A 9,288-nucleotide genomic window follows, 5' to 3' on the forward strand; every position below is an offset into this window, starting at 1 on the left:
CAAGCAAGTCGCCGTCCCCGGGCCCCGGACCGCCCAACAGAACGACCGGAAGGCCAGCATGACCGACAGCCTGATCAAGCCGCTACAGGACGCCCCGCAGGACGCGCGGGACGTATCCCAGGACGCTCAGGACGCCACCGCCGTCCTGAGCGTCCCCGTCGACAACCCGACCCTGCCCGGCCCCGGCATCACGGCCGAGAAGCGCCGCCCGATCATCGCCCCCTGGATGCGCTCGAAGCGCGACCTGTTCGCCACCGTCGAACGCGCGGCCGGGCACGCCGGGTACGCCACCGCCTACCACGGCCTGCGCCTCCCCTGGTACGGCATGCAGCTCACCCTCATGGCGCCGCGCGGCACCGCCCGCCTGATCACGTCCACGAACCGGTGGATCTGGGACCGCGAAGCCGCACCCCTGCGCGACTTCACCGTCCGCCAGGACGACGTCGATGAGTACATGCGCCTGGCCCGCCTGCGCGGCGGACGCGTCCGCCTGCGCGGCTTCGTCACCGTCATCGCCGCCGTCTTCGGCCTCGGCTTCGCCCTCTTCCTGTACGTCATGGCCCCCGAACTCCTCTACGTCTTCGCCGCCGGCGGCGTCCTGACCCTCGGCTACGCGGGCCAGCAGCCCGACGCCCCGGTCATCGGCCCGGCCGTAGTACGCACTGAGCTGCAGAAACTCACCGGCACCATCGTGCTGCGCGCCCTCGACGCCATCGGCAACGCCAAAATCTCGGCCGCCGTGAAGGACTTCGGGAACAAGTCCGCCCACGGCATGGGCTTCACCTCCGAAATCTGCCGTGACGGGCCCGGCTACCGCGCGGAACTCGACCTCCCCCTCGGCGTCACCCCGGACGACGTCGTCGAGAAGCGCGAGGCCCTGGCTTCCGGGCTGCGCCGCAAGCTGGGCTGCGTCTGGCCCTCCGGCGACACCGAGAGCGCCGACGGACACGAGGGCCGCCTCATCCTGTGGGTGGGCGACCGGCCGATGAACGAGACCACCAAGCCCCCGTGGCCACTGCTGAAGGACGGGCAGGTCGACCTCTTCAAGCCCGTCGTGTTCGGCAACGACTACCGCATGGGCGCCATGGCCGTGACCCTGATGTTCGCCGCCATCGTCATCGGCTCCATCCCCCGCATGGGCAAGACGTTCCTGCTCAGGCTGTTCCTGCTCATCGCCGCCCTCGACCCGCGCGCCGAGCTGTACGCCTTCGACTTCAAGGGCACCGGCGACCTCGGCGCCCTCGAACCGGTCTGCCACCGCTACCGGGCTGGAGATGAGCCCGAGGACATCCAGTACGTCCTGCACGCCCTGCGCGAGATCAAAGAGGAACTGCGCCGCCGCGCAAAGGTCATCCGGTCCCTGCCCCGCTCGGTCTGCCCCGAGTCGAAAGTCACGCCCGCCCTGGCCAGCGACAAGCGGTACGGCCTGCACCCCATCGTCGTCGGCCTGGACGAGTGCCAGGTCCCGTTCGAGGACGAGAAGTACGGGGCCGAGCTGGAGTCCATCTGCACCGACATCACCAAGCGCGGCCCGGCGCTGGGCATCGTCGGCCTGTTCGCCACCCAGCGCCCCGACGCCAAGTCCCTGCCGCCCGGCATCTCCGCGAACGCCGTGCTCCGCTTCTGCCTGAAGGTGATGAACCACCAGGCCAACGACATGGTCCTCGGCACCGGCGCCTACAAGTCCGGCATCAAGGCCACCATGTTCAGCCGCTCCGACCGCGGCATCTGCTGGATGTCCGGCGAGGGCGACGACCCGCGCATCGTCTCCTCCGCGTTCATCGACGCCACCGGCGCCGAGCAGGTCGTCGTCCGGGCCCGCAAGATGCGCGAGGAGTACGGCAACATCACCGGACACGCCCTCGGCGAAGGCCCCTCCGCCACCGCCGGCATGGACCTGCTCGGCGACATCCTCAAGAACGTCGGCGCCGACGAGGAGCAGGTGTGGAACGAGCGCGTGGCCGCCCGCCTCGCCGAGCTGCGCCCCGACGTCTACGAGGGATGGACGGCCGAGAACGTGACGGCCGCGCTCAAGCCGTGGGGCGTCAAGGCCGGCCAGGTCTGGGGCACCACCGACGACGGCGAGGGCAAGAACCGGCGCGGCATCAAGCGCGCCGACATCGCCGCCGCCATCGCCCGCAGGGACGCCGACAGGGCCGCCGCATAGCCCTCGCAGGGCCGCTAGACCTAGCACCCCCATCCGCTAGGTCTAGCAGGCCCGCTAGCAGCACATCAGGCCCCTGAGCAGGCACCTAGCGTCTAGCAGGGGCGCCCCCAGAACACCCGAAACAGCCGCTACACGAGGGAAGACGCCCCATGCTGCTCGCTATGACCGGCCTGCTCGCCGCGCTCGTGTACTACGCCGTGCTGTGCCTGATCCGGCCGTTCGGGCCGTGCCGCAGGTGCAAGGGCACAGGCGAGATCACCCGCTTCCGCAAGGAGCGCACGTGCCCGCGCTGCCGCGGCAAGCGGCTCCGGCTACGCCTCGGCCGGCGAGCCCACAACGCGTGGCGACGCACGCACGAGGCTGGGGCTCGGTGAGCGGCATCATGGGGGCATGGAGCCACAGTTCATCCGCCCCGGCCAGCTGACCGCCCTGCAGACACGCGAGGCCCTCGGCGTCAGCGCCGGCGCCCTCCGCAACCTCGTCTACCGCGGCCAGCTGAAGCGCAGCAGCGGCACCGAGCGCCACCCGTACTTCCCCGCCGCCGACGTCATCGCCCTCGTCGTCAGGCGCCAGCAGCGCGCCGCTGCTTGACCGCAGGTCAGCGACTGTGTGACGATCTGCGCGTACATCTGTGCCCGCACACCGGCACCACAGACACCCGAGGCCCCGCCCACCAGCGGGGCCTTTGTCGTACCCGGAGGCGCCCATGCCCGCCACGACCGAGGCGCCCCGGAGCGCCGCCGAAGCCGCCCACCTGCTCGCCCGCGAAGGCGCCCACGTCCACCTCGTCAGCGAGGGACACAGCACCTGCGTCGCAGCGACCTGCGGACCGAAGCCCGTCCTGATCCCCTCCGCAGTCCGCGAGCACGCACGGCTGTCGCGGGTCGCGCTGCGCTTCGACATCCACCGGATCTGACCCAGACTCACAGCGGCGCTCCGGCGACCTGAACCCCGGGGCGCCGCCGTGCAAGATCTCCACCGCAGAAGGAGGGCGTCATGCTCGCGCACACCGTTCACGACGTGCGGGTCACAGCTGAGCTCCGCCCACTCCCCCCGAAAGACGGTTGGGCCTGCTGGGGGAAAACCGGGCTGTGCCAGCTGACATGCAGTTGCGGCCACACCGAGGGCCCGATACCGACCTCGTTGGCCAGGCTCGTCGCAACCCTGCACATCCATGGCAGCGCGTAAGGCGCTGCAGGTCTGCCCCACGCCCGGATGCCCCCAGCTCACCCCTGCAGGACGCTGCACGGCATGCCAGGCCAGGGGGCAGCGTGCACGCCCTACAGCAGCGTCCAAGGGCTACAACGCACGCTGGGTGCGCACGCGTGCTGAGTACCTGCGTGCGCATCCGTACTGCGAGTGCGATGAGTGCGAGGCCATGGCCGCACTGCTGCGTCCCAGGGCTACGGAGGTCAACCACCGTGACGGTCTCGGACCCTTGGGACCACGTGGTCATGACTGGTCGAACCTGCAAGCGATGACCAAGGCTCATCACTCTCGTGAGACAGCGAAGCATCAGCCAGGGGGCTGGAACGACCGCTCATCGTGACTCAATGGCATAAGTGCAGGTCAGGGGCCTAATGAGATGCAAAGGTGCAGGTCAGAGGCTTGCCGGGGGGTGGGGGGTGACCCCCAGCCGATAGGGGGTCCGGAACGCCGGGGAGGGCGCTCGGAGGTCCGCCGGGTTCAGAGGGTCCCCGCCGTCACGCAAGGTGACGGCATTCGAGGCTGCGCAATGCAGCGCCGAGGAGTGATCGAAATGCCCCGTGGTGGAGCGCGCGCGGTGTCCGGCCCGCCGCCGGACCCGAGGTCGCTGAAGAGCGCGGCGTCCATGGACAAGGGCGGGTGGCGGACGCTGCCGGCCGAAGGGCGCGCGGGCGCACCGCCCGAGTGGCCGCTGACCGAAGCTGCGCCGCGTGAGCTGGATCTGTGGGAGGACCTGTGGGAGAAGCCGCAGGCGGTGGCGTGGGAAGCGATGGATCAGGCGCTGGAAGTCGCCCTGTTCGTCCGGACGCTGGCCGAGGCCGAGCGGGCGGACGGCCGGGTGGACGTCAAGAAGATGGTGCGCAGCTACCTCGACAGCCTCGGCCTGAGCGTGGCGGGGATGAACCGCAACCGGTGGAAGGTCGCCCCGGCGGTCGACGAGCCCGAGGCGACGGCCAGCCCGGAGCCCGCGGCGCGGCGCCCGTCGGCCCGTGACCGGCTGAAGGTCGTGCCCAATGGCGAAGGGGCCTGACCCCGGAGCCGAGTTCGTCGTCGACTTCCCCACCCTGTGGATCGTTCCGGACTGGATCGAGGAGCACTGCCCGGTCCCGGACGGCTTCCGTGTGGGCGAGCGCATGGAGCTGTACCCGTGGCAGCTGTGGTGCACGGTCAACCACTACCGGGTCAAGCCGGCCGCCCGCGTCGGGCAGCTGGCGCCGGCGTTCCACTACCGCCGTAGCCAGGTCGTCGCCCCGCAGAAGACGGGCAAGGGCCCGTGGTCGGCCACGATCGTCCTCGCAGAGGGGGCGGGGCCGGTCGTCTTCAACGGGTGGGCGAAAGGCGGGGAGCGCTACCGCTGCTCGGACCACGGGTGCGGGTGCGGTTGGTGGTACGACTACCAGCCCGGCGAGCCGATGGGCGTGCCGTGGCCGACACCGCTGATCCAGCTGACGGCCACCTCCGAGGACCAGGTCGCCAACGTGTACCGGCCGCTGCGGTCGATGGTGAAGCGCGGTCCGCTCGCCGAGATCATGCAGTCCGGCGAGGAGTTCACCCGGGTCGGGGACGACGGCCGGATCGACGTGGTCACCTCGAGCGCCCTGTCCCGCCTCGGCAACCCGATCATCTTCGCCATGCAGGACGAGACCGGCCTGTACAACGTGACGAACAAGCTCCGGAGGGTCGCCGAGACGCAGCGGCGCGGCGCGGCCGGCATGGGCGGCCGGTCGATGGAGACGACGAACGGGTGGGATCCGTCGGAGAACTCGGTCGCGCAGACGACGTCCGAGGCCCGGGCGAAGGACATCTTCCGGTACCACCCGCAGGCGCCCAAGTCGCTGTCGTACAAGGACAAGCGGCAGCGCCGGAAGATCCACGCCGTCGTGTACGCGGGCTCCTCGCACGTGGATCTCGACGCCATCGAGGCCGAGGCCGCCGAGATCATGGAGAAGGACCCGGCGCAGGCCGAACGGTTCTTCGGCAACCGGTGCGTGGCCGGCAGCGCGGGCTGGCTGGACGGAACGAAGTGGGCGGCCAAGGCCAAGCCGCGCAGGGTGCGGCCGATGACCCGGATCGTCCTGGGCTTCGACGGCTCGGACATGGACGACTGGACGGCGATCCGCGCCGAGACGATGGACGGCTACCAGTTCACCCCGCTGTACGGGGGCAACGACGAGCCGACCATCTGGAACCCGGCCGACTACGGCGGCCAGGTCCCGCGCGCGGAAGTGCGCGCGGCGATGGACCAGCTGATGAACCGCTACGACGTCGTGCGGCTGTACGCGGACCCGCCCTACTGGGACACGGAGGTCGACGAGTGGGTGGACCAGTACGGCGAGGAGCGGGTGATCCGCTGGTACACGCGCCGCATGGTGCAGATGTACGCGGCGGCCGAGCGGCTGAAGACCGACGTGGTGAAGCGGAACACCGCGGAAGGTGCGCGCGCGGCCGCGTTCACGCACGACGGCTGCCCGCTGACGCAGTCGCATATCGAGAACACCCGGCAGGCCGAGCGGCCGTCTGGGCTGTACGTGCTCCGCAAGGCCAGCCCCGCTCAGAAGATCGACATTGCGGTGTCGTCCGTGCTCGCGCACGAGGCGCTCGGCGACGTCATCGCCGCGGGCCTGGCCGAGCAGGAAGTGTCCTACTACTACGGCTCATGAGGGGGCTGCATGGCCACGCTGGGCGAGGCCCTCGAGCTGGTCGCTCTGCTGGAGTCGGAGCTGATCCGCCGCCGCATCGACATCGACAAGCACAACAACTACTACCGCGGGAAACACCCGTTGCGCTTCGCGAGCGATGAGTTCGCCAAGTTCCACGGCGAGCGGTACCGCGACTTCTCCGACAACTGGGTCCAGGTCGTGGGCGACAGCCCGATCGAGCGCATGTCGGTGACCGGCTTCCAGGCCTCCGGCGAGCACACAGCGGACAAGGACCTGTGGGAGGTGTGGCAGGTCAACGGGCTGGACGCCGACAGCCAGCTGGGGTTCCTCGGCTCCGTCCTGTCCGGCCGCAGCTTCGTTCTCGTGTGGGGCAACCCGGATGACGAGGACATGCCGGTCGTCACGTTCGAGGACGCGAGCCAGTGCATCGTGGTCTACGAGCCCGGCTCGCGCCGGCGGCGCCGGGCCGCCCTCAAGCGCTGGCAGGACGGCAACGGCGACTTCGCCACCCTGTACCTGCCCGACGAGGTGTGGAAGTTCTCCCGGCCGCTGGCACGCCAGGACAAGAGTCCGCAGATGGCCGACGTCGACGAGGCGATGCGCCTGTGGGTGCCGGAGGGCGAGCGGCGGCGCCGCCAGACCTGGGAGCCCCGGGAAATGGGGGACGAGCCGAACCCGCAGCCCAACCCGATGGGGGCCGTTCCGATGGTGGAACTGCCGAACAAGCCGATGCTGGTCGACGAGCCGATCTCGGACGTCGCCGGCGTCGTCGCGATGCAGGACGCCATCAACCTGATCTGGGCGCAGTTGTTCACCGCCTCCGACGCCGCCTCCTTCCCGCAGCGCGTGATCACGGGCGCGGAGCGGCCGATGATCCCCAAGCTGAACGCAGCCGGGGAGATCGTCGGCAAGCAGGCGGTCGACCTGGACAAGTTCCAGGTGGACCGGGTCGCGTGGATCACCGGCAAGGACGCGAAGATTTCGGAGTGGTCGGCGGCCAACTTGACCATGTACACCGACGTGATGGAGGTCGCCGTCGGGCACCTCGCCGCGCAGACGCGCACCCCGCAGCACTACCTGATCGGGAAGATGGCCAACCTCGCCGAGGGCGCGCTGCTGGCCGCCGAGACCGGTCTGGTCAAGCGGGTCGACGAGAAGAAACTGTGGTCGGGCCAGGGCCTGCGGGAGGTCGCACGGCTGATCTATCTGGCTCGTGACCAGCAGGCCAAGGCCAAGGCGATGCGCGCCGGCGCGGTCCTGTGGGCGGACTCCGAGTCCCGCTCGAACGCCCAGCTCGCCGACTCCCTGGTGAAGCTGAAGGACATCGGCTTCCCCTTCGAGTGGCTGGCCCTGCGCTACGGACTCACCCCCACCGAGGTGGCGGACGTGGTGGCACTGCGCGAGCGGGAGGCGGAGATGGATCCGGTCGCCGCGGCGGCCGCGCTCATCTCCCGGCGTGAGATGCCGCCCGGGCCCGGGGAGGACGATGAGCCAGCCGAGGAGGCGGCGTGACGGTCCCGGCCGCTGCGCAGCAGCACCAGGCGGAGCGCGCGGCGCAGGGCCAGGCGACGGCGGCCGCCGTGCGGGCGGTGTGGTCCGGCGTCGACCCCGAGGACCTCGAACGGTCCTGGCTGGCCCGGGCCGTCCTGGTCGCCGAGCTGATCCGCAGCGGGCAGCTGGCGGCAGCAGGCACCTCGGAGCCGTGGCTGGCTCAGGAGATCGGTCCCGGCGAAGGCGCGGTGGACCCCGAGGCCGCCGTCGCCGCGACGGGGGATCTGGCCGTGCCGCTGGTGTATCCGCTGCTGATCGCCCTCAACCGGCTGCGCCGCGGGTTCTCCACAGCTCTGTCGATCCTGTCCGGGGCGGCGTTCCTGGAGATGGTGACCCGCTCCCTGATCGCGGACGCGGGCCGGATCGCCGACATGGCCGGGATGATCGCCCGGCCGCGCGTCGTGTCCTACGTGCGCGTGGTCGAGCTGCCGGCGTGCGCGCGCTGCGTGATCCTGGCCGGCCGTGAGTACCCGCTGTCCGAGGGGTTCCTGCGGCACCCGCGCTGTGACTGCACGCTCGCCCCCAAGCGGCCCGGCGACAGCTTCAAGCCGGTCATGCCCGAGGCCCTGTTCGCGCAGATGGACGAGGGCCAGCAGCGGCGCGCGTTCGGCGCGGCCGCGGTGAAGGCGCTCGCCGACGGCGCAGACATCGGGCAGGTCGTCAACGCCCGCCGCGGCATGACGACCGTCACCCGCTACGGCCGCACCGTGAAGGCCACCACCGAAGGCGTCACCCGCCGCGGCCTGTACGGACAGAAGTCGGCGAAGTTCCAGAAGATCGCGGGCAACCGCTACTCCACCGCGCAGACGCCGCGGCTGATGCCGGAGGAGATTTATCGGCTGGCCGACGACCGCGAGCACGCCATCCGGCTCCTGCGCCGCAACGGCTATCTGTTCTGACCGCGCGCAACGCCCGGTCCCCTTCACCCCGCAATGGGAGAGATCACGATGAACAGCAGCACCCTGCCCCGCCGCGTCCGCCCTGGCGTCCCCGGCTGGTCCCGCCCGTATGGCACCGGCCCCTGGTCGCCGGTCTTCTACGCGGACGGAGACGACGACGGCAAGGACGACGACACCGGCGACGACCAGGACGACGACGGCACGGATGACTCCGACGACGACCAGGACGACGACGCGGGCACCGGCAACGACGACGCCGGCGACGACAGCGATCCGGACCCTGCGGGCGCCGACAAGCTCGGCGACCCCGGCAAGCGGGCCCTTGCCTCCATGAAGGGCAAGTGGCGCAGCGAGCGCGACAAGCGCCGCGACCTCGAGCAGAAGCTCGCGAAGCAGACCACCGACGGCACGGACGATGCGGTGTCCAAGGCGACCGCGGCCGCAACGGCCACGGCCAACACCCGCATCCTCAAGGCCGAAGTCCGTGCCGCGGCCAAGGGCCGCCTGGCGGACCCCAAGGACGCACTGACCTTCCTCGACCTCTCGACATTCGAGGTGGACGAGGACGGTGCGGTCGATGAGACCGAGATCACCGACGCGATCGAGGATCTCATCAAGAACAAGCCCTACCTGGCAGCCGCAAAGGCCACGAGGTTCCAGGGCACTGGCGACGGCGGAGCAGCGCGCAAGGCGTCCCGACCCAAGCAGCTCGGAGAGAAAGACCTCAAGAACATGAGCGCCGAGGCGATCGTGAAGGCCCAGGAAACGGGCCAGCTCGATGACTACCTCAGCGCCGGCTGACCCC

9 protein-coding genes are annotated in these 9,288 nt (G+C 70.5%); all 9 read left to right on the forward strand.

From position 1 onward, the window contains the following. Positions 1-58 precede the first annotated feature (58 nt). The 9 genes from QFZ75_RS18345 to QFZ75_RS18385 all read left to right on the forward strand — a co-directional run bounded on the left by QFZ75_RS18345 (position 59) and on the right by QFZ75_RS18385 (position 9,284). On the forward strand, positions 59-2,167 hold the full coding sequence (locus QFZ75_RS18345) for an FtsK/SpoIIIE domain-containing protein (protein WP_307538281.1): 2,109 nt from the start codon (positions 59-61) through the stop codon (positions 2,165-2,167). 161 nt (positions 2,168-2,328) lie between these two features. Beyond that, positions 2,329-2,541 (forward strand): hypothetical protein, encoded by a 213-nt coding sequence (locus tag QFZ75_RS18350; protein ID WP_307538283.1) that lies wholly within the window; start codon positions 2,329-2,331, stop codon positions 2,539-2,541. 16 nt (positions 2,542-2,557) lie between these two features. Then, complete coding sequence (locus QFZ75_RS18355) at positions 2,558-2,758, forward strand: hypothetical protein (RefSeq protein WP_307538284.1); 201 nt, start codon at positions 2,558-2,560, stop codon at positions 2,756-2,758. Positions 2,759-2,873: 115 nt separating this feature from the next. After that, positions 2,874-3,083, forward strand: coding sequence for a hypothetical protein (locus tag QFZ75_RS18360; RefSeq protein WP_307538286.1), 210 nt, complete (start codon positions 2,874-2,876; stop codon positions 3,081-3,083). Positions 3,084-3,926: 843 nt separating this feature from the next. After that, positions 3,927-4,403, forward strand: a complete 477-nt coding sequence (locus QFZ75_RS18365) for a hypothetical protein (protein WP_307538288.1) — start codon at positions 3,927-3,929, stop codon at positions 4,401-4,403. After that, on the forward strand, positions 4,387-6,033 hold the full coding sequence (locus QFZ75_RS18370; RefSeq protein WP_307538289.1) for a hypothetical protein: 1,647 nt from the start codon (positions 4,387-4,389) through the stop codon (positions 6,031-6,033). Before QFZ75_RS18365 ends, QFZ75_RS18370 begins: the two co-directional genes overlap by 17 nt. Positions 6,034-6,042: 9 nt before the next feature. Then, on the forward strand, positions 6,043-7,545 hold the full coding sequence (locus tag QFZ75_RS18375; protein ID WP_307538291.1) for a phage portal protein: 1,503 nt from the start codon (positions 6,043-6,045) through the stop codon (positions 7,543-7,545). Further along, complete coding sequence (locus QFZ75_RS18380) at positions 7,542-8,483, forward strand: hypothetical protein (protein ID WP_307538292.1); 942 nt, start codon at positions 7,542-7,544, stop codon at positions 8,481-8,483. Before QFZ75_RS18375 ends, QFZ75_RS18380 begins: the two co-directional genes overlap by 4 nt. A 48-nt stretch (positions 8,484-8,531) precedes the next feature. Beyond that, positions 8,532-9,284: a hypothetical protein gene (locus tag QFZ75_RS18385; RefSeq protein ID WP_307538294.1), complete on the forward strand. Its 753-nt coding sequence runs from the start codon at positions 8,532-8,534 to the stop codon at positions 9,282-9,284. Positions 9,285-9,288 lie beyond the last annotated feature (4 nt).

The sequence above is a fragment of the Streptomyces sp. V3I8 genome, assembly GCF_030817535.1.
Taxonomy (GTDB): Bacteria; Actinomycetota; Actinomycetes; order Streptomycetales; family Streptomycetaceae; genus Streptomyces.